Origin of the sequence: Mesorhizobium sp. M1227 (assembly GCF_040318315.1) — a bacterium.
Lineage (GTDB): Bacteria > Pseudomonadota > Alphaproteobacteria > Rhizobiales > Rhizobiaceae > Mesorhizobium.
Window position 1 is genome coordinate 14,293 of the sequence record NZ_JAMYLZ010000034.1, and the last position, 18,614, is coordinate 32,906.

At 62.9% G+C, this 18,614-nt stretch carries 17 protein-coding genes; all 17 read right to left on the reverse strand.

What is annotated here, in order from left to right; translation table 11 throughout:
* Positions 1-63 precede the first annotated feature (63 nt).
* The 17 genes from NKH28_RS27530 to NKH28_RS27610 all read right to left on the reverse strand — a co-directional run bounded on the left by NKH28_RS27530 (position 64) and on the right by NKH28_RS27610 (position 18,245).
* Entirely contained in the window at positions 64-1,089 is a 1,026-nt protein-coding gene (locus tag NKH28_RS27530; RefSeq protein WP_352571250.1) for a sugar ABC transporter substrate-binding protein, read from the reverse strand.
* 57 nt (positions 1,090-1,146) lie between these two features.
* Entirely contained in the window at positions 1,147-2,133 is a 987-nt protein-coding gene (locus NKH28_RS27535) for an ABC transporter permease (RefSeq protein ID WP_352980873.1), read from the reverse strand.
* Positions 2,134-2,413: 280 nt separating this feature from the next.
* Entirely contained in the window at positions 2,414-3,856 is a 1,443-nt protein-coding gene (locus tag NKH28_RS27540) for a DHA2 family efflux MFS transporter permease subunit (protein ID WP_352819967.1), read from the reverse strand.
* Positions 3,857-4,082: 226 nt separating this feature from the next.
* Positions 4,083-4,883, reverse strand: coding sequence for a 3-methyl-2-oxobutanoate hydroxymethyltransferase (locus NKH28_RS27545; protein WP_352980874.1), 801 nt, complete (start codon positions 4,881-4,883; stop codon positions 4,083-4,085).
* Positions 4,884-4,920: 37 nt separating this feature from the next.
* Positions 4,921-5,235, reverse strand: a complete 315-nt coding sequence (locus tag NKH28_RS27550; RefSeq protein ID WP_023675786.1) for a MocE family 2Fe-2S type ferredoxin — start codon at positions 5,233-5,235, stop codon at positions 4,921-4,923.
* A 44-nt stretch (positions 5,236-5,279) separates the two neighbouring features.
* Positions 5,280-6,368, reverse strand: a complete 1,089-nt coding sequence (locus tag NKH28_RS27555; RefSeq protein WP_352980875.1) for a fatty acid desaturase family protein — start codon at positions 6,366-6,368, stop codon at positions 5,280-5,282.
* Positions 6,369-6,459: 91 nt separating this feature from the next.
* Positions 6,460-7,641 (reverse strand): aldose 1-epimerase family protein, encoded by a 1,182-nt coding sequence (locus NKH28_RS27560; protein ID WP_352980876.1) that lies wholly within the window; start codon positions 7,639-7,641, stop codon positions 6,460-6,462.
* A gap of 34 nt (positions 7,642-7,675) precedes the next feature.
* Positions 7,676-8,458: an ATP-binding cassette domain-containing protein gene (locus NKH28_RS27565; RefSeq protein ID WP_352474248.1), complete on the reverse strand. Its 783-nt coding sequence runs from the start codon at positions 8,456-8,458 to the stop codon at positions 7,676-7,678.
* Positions 8,455-9,459, reverse strand: a complete 1,005-nt coding sequence (locus NKH28_RS27570; protein WP_352452735.1) for an ABC transporter permease — start codon at positions 9,457-9,459, stop codon at positions 8,455-8,457. Before NKH28_RS27570 ends, NKH28_RS27565 begins: the two co-directional genes overlap by 4 nt.
* A gap of 61 nt (positions 9,460-9,520) precedes the next feature.
* Positions 9,521-10,462, reverse strand: coding sequence for a sugar ABC transporter substrate-binding protein (locus NKH28_RS27575; RefSeq protein WP_023675781.1), 942 nt, complete (start codon positions 10,460-10,462; stop codon positions 9,521-9,523).
* A 37-nt stretch (positions 10,463-10,499) separates the two neighbouring features.
* The gene (locus tag NKH28_RS27580) at positions 10,500-11,414 is read right to left on the reverse strand and encodes a sugar phosphate isomerase/epimerase family protein (protein ID WP_352541111.1); all 915 of its coding nucleotides are present in this window, start codon (positions 11,412-11,414) and stop codon (positions 10,500-10,502) included.
* Between the two features lie 26 nt (positions 11,415-11,440).
* On the reverse strand, positions 11,441-12,529 hold the full coding sequence (locus tag NKH28_RS27585) for a Gfo/Idh/MocA family protein (RefSeq protein WP_352980895.1): 1,089 nt from the start codon (positions 12,527-12,529) through the stop codon (positions 11,441-11,443).
* Positions 12,530-12,579: 50 nt separating this feature from the next.
* Positions 12,580-13,641 carry an ABC transporter ATP-binding protein gene (locus NKH28_RS27590; RefSeq protein WP_352980877.1) on the reverse strand — a complete coding sequence of 354 codons (1,062 nt, stop codon included), beginning with the start codon at positions 13,639-13,641 and terminating at the stop codon, positions 12,580-12,582.
* A 4-nt stretch (positions 13,642-13,645) separates the two neighbouring features.
* A complete protein-coding gene (locus tag NKH28_RS27595; RefSeq protein WP_352980878.1) occupies positions 13,646-14,737 on the reverse strand; it encodes an ABC transporter ATP-binding protein in 1,092 nt (363 codons plus the stop codon).
* A complete protein-coding gene (locus NKH28_RS27600) occupies positions 14,737-15,696 on the reverse strand; it encodes a carbohydrate ABC transporter permease (RefSeq protein WP_352980879.1) in 960 nt (319 codons plus the stop codon). Before NKH28_RS27600 ends, NKH28_RS27595 begins: the two co-directional genes overlap by 1 nt.
* Entirely contained in the window at positions 15,693-16,553 is an 861-nt protein-coding gene (locus NKH28_RS27605; RefSeq protein ID WP_352541114.1) for a carbohydrate ABC transporter permease, read from the reverse strand. The genes NKH28_RS27600 and NKH28_RS27605 overlap by 4 nt, the downstream gene beginning before the upstream one ends.
* Positions 16,554-16,631: 78 nt before the next feature.
* Positions 16,632-18,245: an extracellular solute-binding protein gene (locus NKH28_RS27610; protein ID WP_352474231.1), complete on the reverse strand. Its 1,614-nt coding sequence runs from the start codon at positions 18,243-18,245 to the stop codon at positions 16,632-16,634.
* Positions 18,246-18,614 lie beyond the last annotated feature (369 nt).

The following is an 18,614-nucleotide window of genomic DNA, read 5'->3' on the forward strand; positions in this document are numbered from 1 at the left end:
ACTATACGGGGAGAAGGTGCCGGCAGGCGGATGAGGGGCAGCGCGAAGCTCAGGAAAGCCGGCCTACTTGGCCGCAGCTTGGGCTTGCAGTGCTTTCAAGTCCCAGCAGCTGTCCGGCTTGAGGTCGGCCTTGGTCGTCGCCTTCTCCAGCGTGTAGATATAGGTGTGCGAGGTGCCGGCCGGCTGGCCGCTCTGCAACAGGAATTTTATGACGGCGTTCATGTCACCCGACTGGCGGGCAAGGTCGGTCATCACCACCGCGCCATAGGTGCCGTCCTGCAGCTTGTCGCAGTCGGCGGTTTTCTCGCCGCCACCGGTGGTGACCAGGAACACCTTGCCCTCGAGCTTGGCATCGCGGATCGCAGCCGATGCGCCGGTCGCGTCACCATCCCAGAAATCGATGATGGCGCAGATGTCGGGGTTCTGCTGCAGCATTGTCGTCGTCACGTTGCGCGAGGTCGTCGCATCCCAGTTGGAGTCCGGCTTGGCCACGACCTTGAAGTCGGGGTTCTTGTCCAGCACCTTCATGATGCCGGCATACTGGTAGAGGCTCGATGAGTTGGCCTGGTCGCCCTGCACCAGCCCGATCTTCTTGGAGGAGTTCGGCCCACAACCCTTGATCGCCGCTTCGGCTTCCAGCTGGCCGAGGCGATCCCAGTCGCTGCCGACAAAGGCATCGGCCGGGAAGTTCGCCGGATTGTCGACCAAAAGCACATAGGTGCCGGCCGCCTGCGCCTTCTTCATCAGCTTGGCATAGGAATTGAGGTCCGGCGAATGGATGATCAGCACGTCCGGCCTGGCGTCCGACGAGATTGCGTCGGTTATCGCCTGCGCGCCGGCATCGACCACCCAGTTCGGGTCACGCGTCTCGAACACGCCACCCCAGGCCTCGACCTCCGTCTTCAGGTAATGCGCCCAGCCCTGTGCCAGGTCGAAGCCCATCGCCATCGGCACCAGCATCACACGCTTGCCCTTGAGCGCTTGCGAATAGGCGGCCGGACCCGGATCTTCTGCAGCGAAGCCCGGCGCTACGAAGGCGGAGACGGCAAGCGCTGCCGCGGCAGCCATAAATGTCCTGATGATTTTCATGTCACATCCTCTGGTTTGGTATGTCGTTCGCGGCCGGCCCCAACCGTTCGCGTCAGTTTAAATGTCGCCTTGCTGCGCGGTCTGCTCGTCGCGCGGATTGATGAACCCGTCGACGATGATCGCCGCCAGCAGGATCGCGGCCTTGATCAGGTTCTGATAGAGCAGCGGAATGTCGATGATGGTCATGGCGTTGAGCAGGATGCCGATCAGCGCGGCACCCACCAGCACGTTGCGCACCCCGCCCCGCCCGCCAGACAGACCGATGCCGCCGATCACCGCAACCAGCACGATGTCGTAGAGCAGCGTGGAATTGACGATGCGGGTGTTGATCGAATGCAGGCTGGCCGCAGTGAGCAGGCCGGCCACCAGCGAGACCAGGGCCGACAGCACGTAGCGCAGCACCAGCATCGGGCGCACTGGAATGCCGATATTGCGCGCCGCGACCGGGTTGTCGCCGGCGAAATAGACGTAGCGGCCCCATTTGGTGTAGCGCAGGAACAGGAAGAAGGCGAAAGCCAGCCCGGCGAAGACAAACACCTCGACCGGGATGTCGAGGAGACGCAGCCCGCCCAGAAGCTCGACCCAATGGCCGGGCGGCACCGGCACGGCGTCCTGCGTGATCAGTTGTGAACGCACATAGCCGAAGACGAAGGACGCGGTCGCCAGCGTCACGAAGATCGCCGGGACCTCGGCGTAGGCGACCAGGATTCCGTTCAACAGCCCGATGGCGAGAACACCGGCGAGCACGTAGGCGAAGGCCAGCCCGTCGGGCATCCCCGAATTCAGCAGTTGCAGATACCACGCGACCGACATCGCCATGATCGCCACCGCCGAGAGATCGATGCCCCTGCCGATGATGACGACCGCCATGCCGAGCGCCAATATGCCCAGCACCGAGACCGAGCGCACGATGGCAACGAGATTGTTCGAATTGATAAACCCAGGCAGTCCGATGGCGGCGGCAATGAACAGCACAACCGCGATGGCAAAGACAATGCCCTCCTGGTTCAGGCTTCTCCAGTTTAGCCAGCCGGTCGCGTTCATTGCCCGCTTTCACCCGCGATGGCTACGCCCTGCTCCCTCTGCGGCCATCGGAACGAAAGCTAATCGGCTCAAGACCAATTCGTCAAATGAATCCGCGCATTGCCGGCCGGCTTGCGAGGAAATTCCGCAGTTGGACAAACCGATTGGCGAGGCTGGCGCAATGCCGGGAACTCAAGCTGTTTTGCAATTGATCGCGCCGATCGGACCGCCGGCAAAGGTTTGCTCCGGAACGAGCGAAGCAGGCATAATTTATGTCCGCGATTGCCGCTGGATTCCTGCGTCAAATCCGCAAAACATGGCCCGAGACCTCGGCGCCGGCAGCCTTCGGCAATGCCAGGAAGCGACACGAGGCGACGAGCCCGATTGCGCCGATCGCCACGAAGGCAAGTCGGAAGTCGACGAGATCGAGCGCCGCAGCGCCCCTGGCGATCTGCGACAGGTTGAGCAGTGCCGCGGCGACCGCTACGCCGAACAGCATCGCCATCTGCTGCAGCATGCTGGACAACGTCGCCGCCGAGCTGCGCTGCGGTGAGGCCACATCGGCGAAGGCCAGTGTGTTGAGCGCGGTGAACTGCATCGAGCGCGAAAGGCCGGCGATCAGCATCAGCACCACCACCAACGCTTGCGGCGTCTGCGGCGAAAGCGCCGCGCAGGCCATGATCGATAAAGAGGCGATCACCCCGTTGACGATCAGCACCGAACGGAAGCCGAAGCGCCTCAGCATCGGCGTCGTCACCGCCTTCATGCCGAGATTGCCGAGGAAATAGGCCAGGATCATCATGCCCGCATCGACCGGGCTCAGGCCGAAGCCGACCTGGAACAAAAGCGGCAGCAGGAATGGCGTGGCGTTGATGGCGATGCGGAAGATCGTGCCGGCCGAAAGCGTCGAGATGGCAAAGGTCTGCACCTTGAAAGCTGTGAGGTCGAGCAGCGGATGGTTGGCGCGTTGCAGATGCCGCACCGCCAGCCAGCCGACCAAAATGCCCGTGCCGAGCAGTGCCACGGTCGGCAACACACCCTCTTCCGGATGCGCGATGCGCTCGAGGCCATAGAGCATCGCGGCGAGCCCCACCGAGGTCAGCAGGAAGCCCGGCCAGTCGAGCGGCTTGGCTCCGGCTTCGCGGTCGCCGGGAATGAAGCGGGCGACCAGTGCCAAACCGGCAACGCCAAGCGGGATGTTGATGAAGAAATTCCAGTGCCAGGAGAGATAAGTGGTGATGAAGCCGCCAAGCACCGGCCCGACCACCGGCGCAAACAGCGCCGGCCAGGTGATCAGCGCCGTGGCGTTGAGAAGCTCGGATTTCGGCGCGTTGCGCAGCACCAGGATGCGGCCGACCGGCGTCATCAGCGCGCTGCCCAGGCCCTGAACCGCGCGTGCGGCGACGAACTCGGCCAGGTTCTGTGAGATGCCGCAAACGAGCGAGGCCAATGTGAACAGGGCGATCGCCACGAGGAAGATGTTGCGCGCGCCAAAACGGTCGGCAAGCCAGCCGGACAGCGGCACGAACACCGCCATGGTCAGCATATAGACGGTGATGCCGATGCTCATCGCCACCGCCGGCACGCCGAAGGATTCTCCCATCTGCGGCAGCGATGTCGAGATGATGGTCGAATCCAGAAGCTGCATGAAGAAGGCGACGGCGACGATCAGCGCCACCCGCCGGGCTTGCCGCGCCGCCGGCGCGGTTTCGGGCAAGGCTTTGTTTTCGGGAATGGCGGTCATGCACAGAACTGTCCGAAGGGGAATTTTTACCCGCTCCATCGGCAACCGCACAATTGTCCGGCAAACCGATGACGCACCGGTTTCAACAGCATCTGGCCGGTGCCGTCCAGACCTGGTCCAACAAACTTTCGTGTGGCATCGCAGCCGGCCATGCGATGACCTGGCCCTGGCGCCGAACCGGCCTTTTACGATCCGCGATGCCGCTTTGTGCCGCAGCCGGCGTATCTTAAGCGGCTTCGATCTTCTCCAGGAACAGGCTGAGCTGCTCCGGGTCCATGTGCACGACGTGCCTGTCTTCGGGATACGCCAGGCTGTTCACATCGGCGACATATTCGGAGAAGGCAGCGATGCGTTCGGCCTGCAGGCGATCGTATTCGGCGGCGAAATTGCGATAGACCTTGGAATGCCGAGGCATGTGGCCGCGGTTCTGGCCGAGAATGTCGTCGGCGAACAGATATTGCGCGTCGCAGCCGGTGCCCGCCCCCATCGACAGCATGATCAGCGACGTGCGTTCCGAAATCGCCTTGGCCACCTCGACCGGCACCACCTCGATCTCGGCGCCGATCGCGCCGGCGGCCTCCAGTTGCTTCACCGCCTCGAACACCTGTATGGCGGTGTCGGCGGTCTTGCCGACAGCCTTGAAGCCGCCGGTCCAGGTGGCGCGTGACGGGATGAGGCCGACATGGCCGATTACCGGAATGGCGTCGTCGGCCATCCGCTTGATGGTGGCGTAGCCGGCGCTGCAATAGACCGCATCGGCGCTGGCCTTGTAGAGCCGGAACGCCCAGCGGACGAAATCATCGGCGGTGCCGATCTCGAAGAAATTCTCGCCCGGCATGGTGAACAGGCTGGGTGCCGCATCGCGGTATTGCGGATTGAGCACCAACTCCGGCGGCACCGAGACGATATCGACGCCGGCGCGTTCGGCGGCCTCGGCCTCGTCCATCGTCAGCACGCGCAGCATCGTCAGCTGCCGCTTGCCCTTCATGGCACGCAGATCTGCGACGGTCGGTCTTTTCCGGCTCATGGATTTTGGTCCCCTTTGCTACGTGACAGAAGGCCGGTCAGGCGATCTGGATCATCACCTTGCCAGCTTCGACCTTGACTGGATAGGTCGCGAGATTGACGCAAACGGGAGCGCCCTTCGCCTGCCCGGTCTTATAATTGAAGCGGCCATTGTGCTTGGGGCATTCGATGATGTCGTCCATCACAAGCCCATCGGCCAGATGCGCCTTCTCATGCGTACAAAACCCATCGGTGGCGAAGAATTCATCGTCCGGCGAACGGTAGATCGCGAAGGTGCGGCCGCCATGGTCGAAGCGGATGACATCTTCCTCTTCGACATCGTCCACGGCGCACGCTTCGACCCAATCGGCCATCTCTGCTTCTCCCGAAATTTCTGCGTTGCGCTGGTGCGCAGTACCTACTCAGCCGCTGCCGACATGTTCACTTCGTGGAATTCGCCACGATAGGGCCGTGCGGTTGGCGGCAGTTCGCGCTTGAGGAAATAATCCTCGTATTTGAGCTGCCTGAGCAGGACAGGCCAGACCTCGCGATAGGCATGCCATATCGACGGGTTCGGCTCCGGCAGATCGTGCTTGATCAATTCATGCAGCCTGGGCAGCGCGTGATAGGGCACCATCGGAAACATGTGGTGCTCGACGTGGTAGTTCATGTTCCAGTAGATGAACCGGCTGATCGGGTTCATGTACACGGTACGGGTGTTGAGCCGGTGATCGACGACGTTGTCGGCCAGACCGATGTGCTGCAGCAGGCCGGTCATCACCATGTGCCAGGTGCCGTAAAGGCGCGGCACGCCGATGAGCACCACCGGCACCCACGACTGCATGGTGAGGGCGAGTGCTATTGTGGCGATGTAGATGGCAATATGCCAGCGCGCCGCGATGACGGCCTTGTGCTGTTCCATCTCGGGAACGTAGCTTTTCTCGTCGGGCGTCAGCTTGCCGAACGCCTGGCGTACCAGTGCCGGAAGCGAATAGCGAAAATCGAGGATGCCGGTGAAAGCCAGCGCCGCACGCAAAAGGTCCGGCGGGCGCATCACGGCGATCTCGGCGTCGCGGCCGACGATGATGGTGTCGGTGTGGTGGCGGGCATGGCTCCAGCGCCAGGTCACCGGGTTGCGCATCAGCATGAAGCTGGCGATCTGGTAGACGACATCGTTCATCCAGCGCGTGCGGAAGGCAGTGCCGTGGCCGCATTCGTGCCAGCGCGAGTCGCTGGACGAGCCGTAGAGCACGCCGTAGACGAAGAAGAACGGCACGCACCACCAGGTACCCCAGAAATAGATGGCGCCGGCGGCGGAGCCGAGGATGGCGACGATCCAGATGATCGTGTCGCGGATCGCCGGACCGTCTGAGCGCTGCATCAACTCCTTGATCGCCTTGCGGGGGACATCCGTGTGGTACCACTCCGCCGAGGCCAGTCCCGTCTCGATCGCCCTGCGCGTGCTTTCGCCGACCAGGCTGTAATCGCGCTTTACCGTGCCAGCCATTGTGACCTCCAATTCCCGATCGGCCGCGAACCCTCCCCGCTCCGGCCGGAACCAGCCTCCCAACTGGTGTCCCGTATCGTCTTCGCCATTATCACGACCTGCCTCCAAGAACAGGAAAACGGCCCGACGGCTGGGGATAATCCTGCTGCGGCTGCCTGGCGATTGCAGCGATCCGGCTTTCGGCGGCGGCGATCTCGCCGGCGCCGTCGAGGACCCGGAACGCCGCATCGTAGGAGCGGCTCTCGCCATGCTCCAGCCAGATCATCTCGCCGCGTTCGCGCGCCGCCAGATTTCCCAGCACATGATGCGTCGACGGCTCGATGCCCAGCGCGTACTGCCCGGCCTGGAAATTCTGCCATTCATAGGCGCAAGGCAACTGGTCCTTGCGCGTGACCACCTCGAAGCCAAGGCCGAGCCTGTCGTTGACCACCGCCACCGGGACTTCGCCGGTGCTGTCGGCGCCGAGTTCATGCTGCCAGACCTGTTCCTTGAATCCCGGTTGCGGCGCCGGCACCGTGCGGTAGCCGACCTTCTGCGCTTCATAGCGCTCGCCGGCATGGCCTGCCCAGATGACGTCGCGGATCGGCGCCAGGTAGCGCGCGCCCTCGTCGAGCACCGGATGGCTGACATTGATGTGGTAGAAATACATATGCGGCGTAAGGTTGAAACCGTGATTGACGACACGGTCCGAAAGCCGGATCTCGTTGCCGCCGACATCGGCCTCGATCCGCCGCAGCAGGTGCAGATCCTCGCCGAATACAGTCGATTGCTGGACGATGCCTTCGGCCCACAACACGCAGCGGTCGCCGTCCCAGGTCTCGCCATAGCCGGTCAGCCGCGCCGGAATGGTGCTGACGCGGCCGTGCAGCGAATGGCGTACCGTCGTCTTCGGCGGGTAGTTGTAGGTGTCGGCGGGTACCTCGTTCATGAACAATATATGGTCGAGGCCGCAGGTCAGCAGAAGGCCGGAAAACGACCGCGCCCAGGCCAGCCCCTCCTCGCCTTCGTATTCGTGCAGGCCGGGATGGCGAAAGCCGCTCGGCGAATGCCAGCCGATCGCCTGGCCCCTGAAGTCGCAATCGGCGATATCGAGCGCCCGGTCGACCAGCGCGGTGAAGCGCAGGCCGGAGCCGGTGCGGAATTCGAGCATGCGGATGCCGCGCTCGACGCCGTCGCCAAGCGTCATCAGCCGCACGCCGGCGAACTGCGACAGCATGCCCGAGCGTTCCGAGACCTGCCGGCGCGACAGCGTTTTGCCGTAAAGCTCTACCATGTGACGGCCAGTTCTTTCACTTTGCTCCCGTCCTTCACTTCGCTCTCGTCTCCTTGAGCAGGGCCGACATGTCGGCACCGGTGATGATGCTTTCCACGGTCAGCAGATCGGTATCGGCGACCGTCTGCTCGGCGACGATCTCGCCGCGGCGCATGACGATGATGCGATCGGCGACCTGGAAGACGTGATGGATGTTGTGGGTGATCAAAAGCACCGAGTGACCGGCGTCGCGCACTTCCTTGACGAAGCGCAGCACGCCGTGCGTTTCCTCGACGCCGAGATTGTTGGTCGGCTCGTCGAGGATGATGACCTTGGCGGCAAATTGCATGGCACGCGAAATGGCGATCGATTGGCGCTCGCCGCCCGACAGCGTGCTGACCAGTGCATCGGCGTCGAGTTTCTTCGAGATGCCGACGCGCTTCAAAAGCGCCGAGGCGGCATCGCGCAATTTGGCAAGATCGAGCGGCGCGAACACGCCCAGCCATTTGAGATTGACCGGCTCGCGGCCGAGGAAAAGATTGCGCGCGATGCTGAGGTCGGGCGCCAGCGAGGTGTCCTGGTGGATGGTCTCGATGCCGAGATCCATCGCGTCGCGCGTCGAGCGGATGGAGACCTTCTGGCCGCGCACATAGATCTCGCCGCGATCGACCGGAAACACGCCCGAGATCGCCTTGATCAGCGTCGATTTCCCGGCGCCGTTGTCGCCGAGCAAGGCCACCACTTCGCCCTCGTTGAGCGCGAAGGACGCGTTCTTCAGGGCGCGGACGCTGCCGAAGGATTTTTGCAAATTCTGCAGCCGAAGCACTTCCATGATCAGCTCCTGGCGGCGTTCTTCTGCAGCAAAGCGTGCAGGATGAGCATGGCAAGGATGATGACCCCGACGAAGATGTTGTAGGCGAGCCCAGGCACGCCGATCAGCACGATGCCGTTGCGGATGCTGCGCAGCATCAGCGCGCCGACGATGGTGCCTAAAATGGTGCCGCGTCCACCGGTCAGCGCGGTGCCGCCAACCACCACCATGGCGATCACTTCGAGCTCGTACCCGGTGCCGGCCACCGGCGAGGCGGCAGAGATGCGGAAGGCGCTGATCATGCCGGCGAGACCGGCAAGCACCGAGGTCAGGATAAACAGCCAGATCTTGACCGCATCGGCCGGCACACCACGCGCCACGGCAGCGTTACGGTTCGAGCCGATAGCACTGATCCAGTTGCCGAGCTTGGCGTAGCGCAGCACATAGATCGCCAGTAGCGACAGGCCGATGAACCACCACAGCGAGGTATAGAAACGGAACGTTCCGATATTGAAGCTGCCGGCCAGCAGCGTTACGAAGAAGCCCGGCTGGTCCCAGGATTTCAGCGGAAATCCTTGCGTGATGTAAAGCGCTGCCCCGCGCACCACCAGTAGCATCGACAGCGTCACCAGGAAGGAGGAGATGCCGATCTTGGTGACGATCAGCCCGTTGATCGCACCGATCGCTATGCAGAGCAGCAGGCCGGCCAGCAGCGCGACACCAATATCAAAGCCGCCGTTCTGCACCAGCAGCATGACGACGACCGGCGCCAGCCCGAACACGGCACCGACCGAAAGGTCGAACTCGCCCGCCGTCAGAAGCAGCGTCATGCCGAGGGCGATGATCCCGAGCTCGGGCAGGAACGCCATCATGTTGGAGATGTTGAGCGGCGACAGGAAATTGGCGTCGGCGATCGCGAACACCGCCAGCAGGACAATCAGGATGACGAGCGAAGAGAACTGCGGCGAGCGCATCAGGCTCGACCTGCGTTTGGCACGCGGCATTTCCTCTTCTGCGGCAATTGTCATGACTGTTTCGACCATATCTCAAGGTGACGCCCGCCGCCTGCGCGGCGAGCGTCAGTTCCAATCACTTGTTGTAGAGTTTCAGGATCGGTTCGACGCTCGAGGCGTCGTAGAGACTGAACGTGTGGATGTCGTAGCCGATCGGTTCGCCAGCGGCGGCCAACCCGAGCAGCGCCACCGGCATGAAGCCCTGCGCCGATGGGAACTGCCAGGCAGCCGCGTTGATGAACCCAGACTTCACTGACTCGGCCGTTTCCTTCGAATTGCCCCAGCCGACGACCGGGATCTTGCCGGCCGGCACGCCGGCGCCGTCGAACACCCGCTTGACGCTGGCCGCGACGGAATCGCCGAGCGCGATGATTGCCGGCGGGTTGTTGGCGACCATGTAGTCGGTCATCTTGGCGATGATGCCGGCCGGATCGGTGCCGCAATCGACCACATCATATTTGATGCCGAGCGGATCGAAGACGCTGGCGATGCCTTCGGTCTCGAGCTGCTGGTAGCTGGCGCCCGGCACTTCGACCGGCAGGAACACTTTGTCGCCCTGCTTCACCATCTTGTGGTCGACCAGATATTTCGCCCAGATGACACCGGCTTCCTTAAGGTCGGCGCCGACATAGGCCTGACGGCCGGTTGCCGGATCGTCGGTGTTGAAGAACACGATCGGGATACCGGCCGCCTTCGCTGCCTTGACCTCCTCGGTCCACAGGCCGGGCTGCGCCGAGGTCGTGGCGATGCCGTCCGGCTTGGCGGCAAGTGCGGAGTTGAAGGCCTCCTTCTGCGCCGCCATGTCGCCACCGCTGAACGAGATCTTGCAGGTCACCTTGAGCTGGTCGCAGGCCTTGGTGGCGCCGGCATTCCAGTCGATCCAGAAGGCATCCGACGGGCCGCCATGCGACAGCAGATAGAACGTCTTCTGGGCGTCCTGCGCCAGCGCCGGCGTACCCAGCGCAACACCGGCGAGAACGGTCGCCGCGGCAGCGATTTTCAACGCGAATTTCAACATTTCTCTTCCTCCCTTGTTTCGTAGCCGAACCGCGCCATCACAGTCCGTTGGCGCGGAATTTCCCGTCGAGGAATTTCTTGGCGCGCGGCACGTCGTCTTCCGAAAGATGTTCGATGATGACCGGGATGTTCGGGTGCTTTTCGGCCAGCCGCTTGAGATAGAGGTCGTAGTTCAGCGAACCGAGACCGGGCGCCGGCAGCTCGATCTCGCCGACGCCGCGGAAAGTGTGGCTCTCCAGCGCATCGTCGTCGCCGATATCTGCGTGCTTTTCCGACTTGTCGCCGCCGGAACGCTTGACGTCCTTGGCGTGGGCTATCTTGATCTTGTCGGTCAACGTGTCGAACACCTGGTTCAGGATCTGGTCCATCCTGTCGATGTTGTGCGTTTCGAAATAGTTGGTCGGGTCCATCAGCAGGCCGAGGCCTGGGTGGTCGACCTGCGCGAACATCCTCACCGTCTCTTCGACCGAGCCGACGACATTGTTGACATAGGTTTCGAGCAGGAAGACCGCGCCGTGGTCATAGGCGGTCTGGGCAAGGTCGGCGATGACCTTGCGGCATTCCTCAAAACCTTCCTCGGTCTTGTTCTTCGGGTGATGCACCCAGTCGGACTCGGTGTTGTAGGTACCGGTTTCCGAGATCACGTAAGGGGTGCCGAAATGGCGTGCGTTGCGGATGATCTCCTTCAAATAGCCGACGCGCCTCTCGCGCTCGCCCATATCCGGATGGATGATGTTGGTGTAGCCCGATACGCAGCAGATCGGCAGATTGTGATCGCGAAACGTATCGCGGACGGTCTTGGCCTTGTCCCTGGTGATCTGCCCGGCCGACAGATCTATGTCCTTGAAATGCAGGTCGAGCTGCACGGTGTTGAAATCGAGCGCACGGATCTTCTGCGCGGTTTCCTTGAGGCTATACGGGAAATAACCCGTGAAAATACCTGCCTGCATCATGGTGTGAAGTCCTCCCTGTAAGTAATTCAGTCAGTTGATATTTCGGAAAGTTTGACTGTCCGGCCCTTGTCGATCGAACGATAGCCGGCTTCGACCAGCGCCATAGTCTTGACGTTGTCGGCGACCGACAGCGCCGGCGGCTCGCCCGTCTTGACCGCGTGCTGGAGCTGCTCCATGACGCCGATGAAAGCATGCGGGAACCACATCGTGTCCCAGCTGGGCGTCACCCATTCACCACCGGTGGTCTCGGTCGAGGCATAGGTCAGCGTCGAGGCAGAACCTGTCGGCCAGCCGATGGTGCCCTTGGCGACGCCCTTGGTGCCGTCGACGCGCCAATTGATGTGCTGGTCGTCCTTGTAGCCCTCCTGGCGCGGCCCGGACCAGACATCCTCCAGCGATACGGCGAGCACGCCGGACGGGAACTTGATCGTCGACACGGTGATGCCGTCCGAATGGTCGAAGCGGGTGCGCGGGTCCTTGCGGGTCAGGGTGGTGATCTCCAGGGGATCGCCGAACAGGAAGCGCAATACGTCGAGATGGTGGACGCTCATATTGGCGAGCGTCAGCCGGTCATAGTCCTCGAGGAAGCTCTGCCAGTGCGGGATCGCATGCATGTCGATCTGGGCGAAAACGATGTCGCCGAGCGCGCCGCTGTCGATGATCTGCTTCAAGACGCGCATCGACTGGTCGTAACGCATGTTCTGGTTGACCGAGAGGATCTTGTCGGCCTTGGCCGCCTCGTCGCGGAGTTTGACGGCCTCTTCAAGGGACAGCGCCAATGGCTTCTGCGCCAGGATCGCCTTGATATGTGCTTGCTTCAGCGCATGGCGGATCAGCGCCGGCTGCTGGTCGGGCGGAAAGGCAAGGTCGATGATCTCGACGTTCTTGTCCTCGATGAGCTGTTCCGGCGTGTCGTGGACGGTTGGGATATCCCAGCGTTTGGCGACCTTCTCGGCGCTGGCCTTGGTCCGCGAGGCAATCGCCACCACGGGGAAACCGGCTTCCTTATAGGCGGCAAGGTGACATTCGGCCATGATCATGCCGGCGCCGACGCAGCCGATCCTGTATTCCCTGGTGCGGACTTTAACGTCCGGCTCGAAGCCGTTGCCCGCCATTTCTTGGCTTGCCATATGTTCCTCCCGAAGCTCGTTCCTTGCCGCCGCCGTCATCGTGCCAGCGCTCCGCCGCCTTGCCCGAAATAATGCACCCTGCCCGGCTCGCAGGATATCGCCACCATCGCGTCCGGCCTGATGTCCGGCTGGCCGCGCAACAGCGCCCGCAGACGCGCCGGCCCGGCGGCGAGCGTCACAACGGTGTAGCCGCCGAGCGGCTCGACCTCGAACACTCGCGCCGGGCGGCCCGCGCCCCCCTCCGACCAGGCCCTAACTTTGATGTCTTCCGGCCTGAGTCCAATTTCCACGGCATCGGCCGGGGCGCCGGCATCCGCGATGCGGACTGTGCCTTCCGCCGCCTCCACGCCTTCAGCGCCGTGCACCGACTTCAATATGTTCATCATCGGCGACCCGAGCAGCCGCGCCACATAGGTGCTGGCCGGCCGGTCATAGATCTCGGCCGGCGCGCCGATCTGCCTGATCTTGCCGTTCTCCAGAATGGCCATTCGGTCGGCGACCGACATCGCTTCTTCCTGGTCGTGCGTGACATAGATCAGCGTCTTGCCGAGCTCGCGCTGGATGCGCTTCAGCTCGACCCGCGTCTCCTCGCGCAGCCGGGCGTCGAGCGCCGAAATCGGGTCGTCCATCAGATAGGCGGCCGGGTCGCGCACCAGCGCGCGGGCAATCGCCACGCGCTGCCGCTCGCCGCCTGAAAGCTGTGCCGGCGGCTTGTGCAGGATATGGCCGATATGCAGCTTGGCCGCGACGTCGGCGACGCGCTTTTCGATCTCGGCTTCGGCGACCCGGCGTTCGACCAGCGGAAAGCGGATGTTGTCGCGCGCGCTCATATGTGGAAACAGCGCCAAATTCTGGAACACCATGGCGACGTTGCGCTCGGCCGGCGACACCGTGTTGACCGGCTTTCCGCCGATCAGGATCTCGCCCGCGTCCGGGGTTTCCAGCCCGAGCACCAGACGGAGTATCGTCGACTTGCCCGACAGCGGCGGCCCGAAGAAGCAGAAGAACTCATTGTCGTTGACAGTGAACGAGGCGTCGTCGACGGCGAGCGTGTTGCCGTAGCGTTTGGTCACATTGCGGAAGGCGATATCGGCCATGGTCTCAGCCCGCTCTCAAGGCAAGGCCGGTGACGGCGTCGAAGACGCGCACCGCCTCCACCGCAGGTGCGACGACGGCTGTCTGCCCGATCGCCAGCCCGACATCATTGTCGAACACCGCCTTAACCGCGGTCTCGCCGTCGCCAAGGTGGATGATGGTGCGCGCGCCGATCCGCTCGACGAAACTCACCGGCATCGACAGGCCACGGCCGTCTTCAGCCAGCGTCACCTGCTCCGGTCGAAAGCCATAAAACACCTCGCCGCGCATCAGGCGTGCCGCATCGGCGATCTCGACCGGCAGCGGCGGTGTCACGCCGAGTGGCCCGAGATCGACGACCAGGCCACGGTCGCTTTCCGCCGGCCAGCCCTTGAGCAGGTTCATGCCCGGCGCGCCGATGAAGCGGGCGACGAAGACATTGGCCGGATCGTTGTAGACTTCCAGCGGCGTGCCGACTTGCTGCAGCACGCCATGGTCCATCACCGCGATGCGGTCGGCCATGGTCATCGCTTCGAGCTGGTCGTGGGTGACGTAGACCATGGTCTGCCGGAACTGCCGCTGCAGCTGCTTCAGTTCGGTCCGCATCACCGCCCGGAAGGCGGCATCGACATTGGAAAGCGGCTCGTCGAGCAGGAAGATCGCCGGCTCCATAATCGCCGAACGGCCGATCGCCACCCGCTGCAATATGTTTACCGACAGCCTGTCGGCCTTGCGGTCGAGCAGCGGCGTCAGTTGCAGCATCTCGGCAATGGCGCCGACACGGCGGTCGATCTCGGCCTTTGGTGCGCCGCGCATTTTCGGCCCGTAGGCGAGGTTCTGCCGCACGCTCATATGAGTGAAGATCGCATAGTTCTGGAAGACGAAGCCGACGCCGCGCCGCCCCATCGGCACGCCGGCCATGTCGCGCTCGCCGAACAGGATCTTGCCGCTGGTCGGCTCTTCCATGCCGGCGATCATGTTCATCGTCGTCGACTTGCCGCAGCCGGACGGCCCCAGCAGCGCCATGAACTCGCCGTCGGCAATGGCCAGGTCCATCGTCTTCAGCGCGGTGAAATCGCCAAATTTCTTGACCAGGTTCTGCAGATGGATGGTGCTCATCAGGCCGCCACCTCGCGAACCCGAGCCATGCGTTTCATGGCAAACACCGCGGCGATGGACAGCACGATCAATATGGCCAGCGCGATTGCCGCCACATAGCCCCAGATCAGGTCCTGGGTGGTGAGCTTGTAGATGTAAACGGAGATGGTTTCGGTAGCGACGCCGGGACCGCCGCCGGTCATGATGTAGAGCGTGTCGAATATCTTGAAGTTCTCGATCACCCTGATCGCCAGCGCGATGATGATGATCGTCTTCATCTTCGGCAGCACGATGGTGACGAAGCGCTGCCAGGGGTTGGCGCCGAGCAGCGTCGCCGCCTTGATCTGGTCCTCAGGCACGCCGACCAGGCCGGCAAGCAGGATCAGGAACATCAGCGGCGTCCACTGCCAGATATCGGCGACCATGACGGCGATGAGCGCCAGCGTCGGGTCTGACAGCCAGGCGATGGTGACGGGAAAGCCTGAGATCGCCGACAGGATGTCGTTGACCGGGCCGCCCGACTGAAACAGCATGAAGAACATGTAGCCGGCCACCGCCGGCACCACCATCATCGGCATCAAGAGGATCGAGTAGAAGATCCGCTTGCCGGGGAACTCGTCCGCAAACAGTGTCGCGAGCGCCAAGCCGAGCAGGAACTCCGCCGGCACGCAGACGATCATGACGATGGCCGTGCGCTTCAGCGCGCTCCAGAAGCGCGCATCGGCGGCAAGGTCGGTGTAGTTGGCGAAACTGTTCCACATCGACCAGGCGTTCCACCAGCCGGTGCCCGACAGCGGCGACCAGTCGGTCAGGCTGATGTAGAGCTGCATCAGGAGCGGGAAGACGGCGATGAACAGCACCAGGATCTGCGCCGGCAGCGTCAGCCGGAAGCCGAGCTTTGCGCCCTCGTCCGGCAGCACCGACGCCGCTTTGGAGACTTGCATGTCGCCCTCCGAAATCGTCGCAGTCACCGCGCTCATTGCTTGAGCGCCCCGAAGGTCAGCCCGCGCACCAGATGGCGCTGGATGGCGATGCCCATGATGACAGGCGGCACTGCGGCTATCAGGCCGAGGGCTGCCTTGGCGCCGTAGAGTTGGCCGGTCATCGAGGAGGACAGCGAGGCCATGTAGACAGGGACCGTCACCCATTCGCGCGTCGTCAGAAGCAGCGCAATCAGATAGTCCGACCAGTTGAGGATGAAGACGAACAGCGCGGCACTGGCCAGCGGCGCGCGCATCATCGGCAGCGTGATGCGGATGAAGACGCGCCACCGCGAACAGCCCTCGACCAGTGCCGCCTCCTCGATCTCGCGCGGCATGTCGTCGAAGAAGGTCTTCATCAGCCAGAAGGCGAAAGGCAGCGTGACGATGCCGTAGATCAACGACAGCCCCCACCAGCTGTCGGTGAAATTGAGGAAGGCCCACATGATCATCACCGGGGTCATGACCGCCATCGGCGGAAACAGGCGAAGCTGGATCAGCGCCAGCGGCAGGTTCTGGCCCGAGCCGAAGCGCGACAGCCCGTAGGCCGCCGCGGTGCCCGCCGACATGGCGATTGCCGTACCGAATGTGGCCGACAGCAGCGACGACAGGATCGGCTTCAAAGCTGTGCGGTCGAGGGCGACGATCAGATTGTTGGTCGATTCACCGAAGACGAAGCGGAAATTGCTGAGTGTCGGGTTCTTCGGCCACCATGTCAGGTCGGCGCCGGTCGCCGACCATTCGGCGATCGGCTTGAACGCCATCGACACCATCCACAGGATCGGCACCAGCGTCACCGCCATCGCCGCAAGGATCGCGGCATAGCGGAATATCTCGAAAGGAACTGAACGCTTCATCTTGCGGCTTTGCTGGGCCCTTCGTTGCCGAGGGGAAGAGCGACCGCTCCTCCCCTTCTTGGTAGGATCCTGGAAGGATCAGGCGATCGGATCGAGGACGGTCGGCCAGGCCTCCTTGTTGGTCTTGATGGCTTCGAGAAGCTTCTCCTCGCCGGTGCGGCGGGCAATCTTCTTCCACTCGGCCTCGGTGTCGGCCATCGCCTGCTCGGCTGTCTTGGCCTTGGTCAGCGCGGCGACGAGGTTCTCGTCCAGCGCGTTGTGGAAGGCGGTAGCGCCGGGATAGTTGATGGTGGGCACGGTGCGGGCGACCGTCTCTCGCACCACGTCCATGTGGTAGGCGTGATAGGTCTGGCGAACCAGCGGATCCGAGAAATCCGATAGCCGGAACGGATCGAAGTAGCCGCCCGGATTGGCAGTCATCCAGGCGTAGATGCGGCTTGAGCCCAGCCACTGCAGGAACAGGTAGCAGGCCTCCGGATTCTTGGCTTGCGAGGACACCGACGCCGACAGATTGAGCCACAGCACCGACCGGCTGACCAGCTTGCCGTCGATTTCGCGGCCGGGCGGCAGCATCGAGCCGATCTTGCCGGTGACAGCTGAATCCTTGTTGCCGGCATTGTCGAGGAATTTCGGCAGATTGGAGAAGGCACAGGTCATGGCCGCGCCGCCCTTGGCGAAATTGCCGTACTGCTCCGGCCAGCCCCAGGAGATCGCATCCGGCGAATGGTGCGAAAGCGACGCGATGTACTCGCTGGTCGCCGCGATACCTTGCTCCGAATTGATCAGCGGCTTGCCGGTGTCGTCGAACAAGAACTGATTGGGCGAAGCCATTGAGACATAACGCTGATACCAGTTGGTGTAGCCCCAGCCCTGGTTGCGCAGATCGGTCGAGCCGAACAGGCCCTTGTCCGGGCGCTGGAAGAAAGCCGCGATCTCGTCATGCTGCTTCCAGGTCTTCGGCGCCGCCAGTTCATAGCCGTATTTGTCGGAGAAAGCCTTCTTCTCGGCTGCGTCGCCGAACAGATCGGTGCGGTAGACCCAGGTCTGGAAATCGCCATCCAGCGACACGCCGTAGGTCGAGCCGCGATACTGGTTGAGCAGCGAGACGCCCTTGGCGCCGTCGACATAGCCGCGCTCGGGATCGTCCCATTCCGGCTTGTATTGCGCGACGAAGTCGTCGAGCTTGAGGATGCCGCCGGTTTCGGCGAGGTCGCCAAGACGGTTCCATTCGACCGCGTAGATGTCATACGCCCCACCCTTGGTGGAGATGTCCTGCATCGTCTTGGTGAATTCCTGGCCGTTTGGCACACCGACGATTTCCAACGGAATGCCGGTTTCCTTCTCCCAGAGATCCTTGATCGACGGCGCGCCGGCCGGAAACGGCTGGGTCAACTGGCCGATCGAGCCGTCGGACAGGCCAAGTACGATCTTGGCCGGCGCCTTGCCGGCGCCCTTCATCGCCTTGGCCGCCTCGATGGCGCGGCCCTCCGGCGTATCGGCACCATATTGATAGCGCTCCGAACCGTCGAAACCCGTCGGGCCACCGATCATGCCGGGCGCCAGGGCATCGGCCGCATAGGCACGGCTCGGGCGAATGAATTTCGGTGCAATACCTGCGGCGGCAACAAGGACTGCCGCCTTTCCACCGGACGCCAGCAAACGGCGCCGCGACACGCGGACCAAATTCGACATTGGAACTCCTCCCTCAGGGCCTTGTTTCCTCCACGGCCCTTATGATGGATATTGACGGCACTATACGAAGCCTGTCAACATCATAAATAATCAAAATGCATCATAACATCTCACGGGAGGGGAAGAATGGCGTTTGTAAGGGCTCTCATACTGAAGCCGGTGCTTGAATTTGAGGGAGCCCGGCTGCCCACCTCCCCGCTTTGGTCTGCTTGGGCACTCTGGTGTAGCGCAACGGCTTGCGCATCGGCCAAGGCCGGTTACATCATTTCCCATCAGAATCGCGGACGGCGATGAAGCCGCTCTCCGACGGTGGACCCATGAAATGCGTGATCTCGATGCGCCCCTGGCGCGTTTTGGAATGAGGTGATC

What these genes read in the sequence shown, in the direction of transcription:
- NKH28_RS27530 (WP_352571250.1), bottom strand. Translation starts at nt 1,089, where the DNA reads ATGAAAATCATCAGGACATTTATGGCTGCCGCGGCAGCGCTTGCCGTC.
- NKH28_RS27535 (WP_352980873.1), bottom strand. Translation starts at nt 2,133, where the DNA reads ATGAACGCGACCGGCTGGCTAAACTGGAGAAGCCTGAACCAGGAGGGC.
- NKH28_RS27540 (WP_352819967.1), bottom strand. Translation starts at nt 3,856, where the DNA reads ATGACCGCCATTCCCGAAAACAAAGCCTTGCCCGAAACCGCGCCGGCG.
- NKH28_RS27545 (WP_352980874.1), bottom strand. Translation starts at nt 4,883, where the DNA reads ATGAGCCGGAAAAGACCGACCGTCGCAGATCTGCGTGCCATGAAGGGC.
- NKH28_RS27550 (WP_023675786.1), bottom strand. Translation starts at nt 5,235, where the DNA reads ATGGCCGATTGGGTCGAAGCGTGCGCCGTGGACGATGTCGAAGAGGAA.
- NKH28_RS27555 (WP_352980875.1), bottom strand. Translation starts at nt 6,368, where the DNA reads ATGGCTGGCACGGTAAAGCGCGATTACAGCCTGGTCGGCGAAAGCACG.
- NKH28_RS27560 (WP_352980876.1), bottom strand. Translation starts at nt 7,641, where the DNA reads ATGGTAGAGCTTTACGGCAAAACGCTGTCGCGCCGGCAGGTCTCGGAA.
- NKH28_RS27570 (WP_352452735.1), bottom strand. Translation starts at nt 9,459, where the DNA reads ATGACAATTGCCGCAGAAGAGGAAATGCCGCGTGCCAAACGCAGGTCG.
- NKH28_RS27575 (WP_023675781.1), bottom strand. Translation starts at nt 10,462, where the DNA reads ATGTTGAAATTCGCGTTGAAAATCGCTGCCGCGGCGACCGTTCTCGCC.
- NKH28_RS27580 (WP_352541111.1), bottom strand. Translation starts at nt 11,414, where the DNA reads ATGATGCAGGCAGGTATTTTCACGGGTTATTTCCCGTATAGCCTCAAG.
- NKH28_RS27585 (WP_352980895.1), bottom strand. Translation starts at nt 12,529, where the DNA reads ATGGCGGGCAACGGCTTCGAGCCGGACGTTAAAGTCCGCACCAGGGAA.
- NKH28_RS27590 (WP_352980877.1), bottom strand. Translation starts at nt 13,641, where the DNA reads ATGGCCGATATCGCCTTCCGCAATGTGACCAAACGCTACGGCAACACG.
- NKH28_RS27595 (WP_352980878.1), bottom strand. Translation starts at nt 14,737, where the DNA reads ATGAGCACCATCCATCTGCAGAACCTGGTCAAGAAATTTGGCGATTTC.
- NKH28_RS27600 (WP_352980879.1), bottom strand. Translation starts at nt 15,696, where the DNA reads ATGAGCGCGGTGACTGCGACGATTTCGGAGGGCGACATGCAAGTCTCC.
- NKH28_RS27605 (WP_352541114.1), bottom strand. Translation starts at nt 16,553, where the DNA reads ATGAAGCGTTCAGTTCCTTTCGAGATATTCCGCTATGCCGCGATCCTT.
- NKH28_RS27610 (WP_352474231.1), bottom strand. Translation starts at nt 18,245, where the DNA reads ATGTCGAATTTGGTCCGCGTGTCGCGGCGCCGTTTGCTGGCGTCCGGT.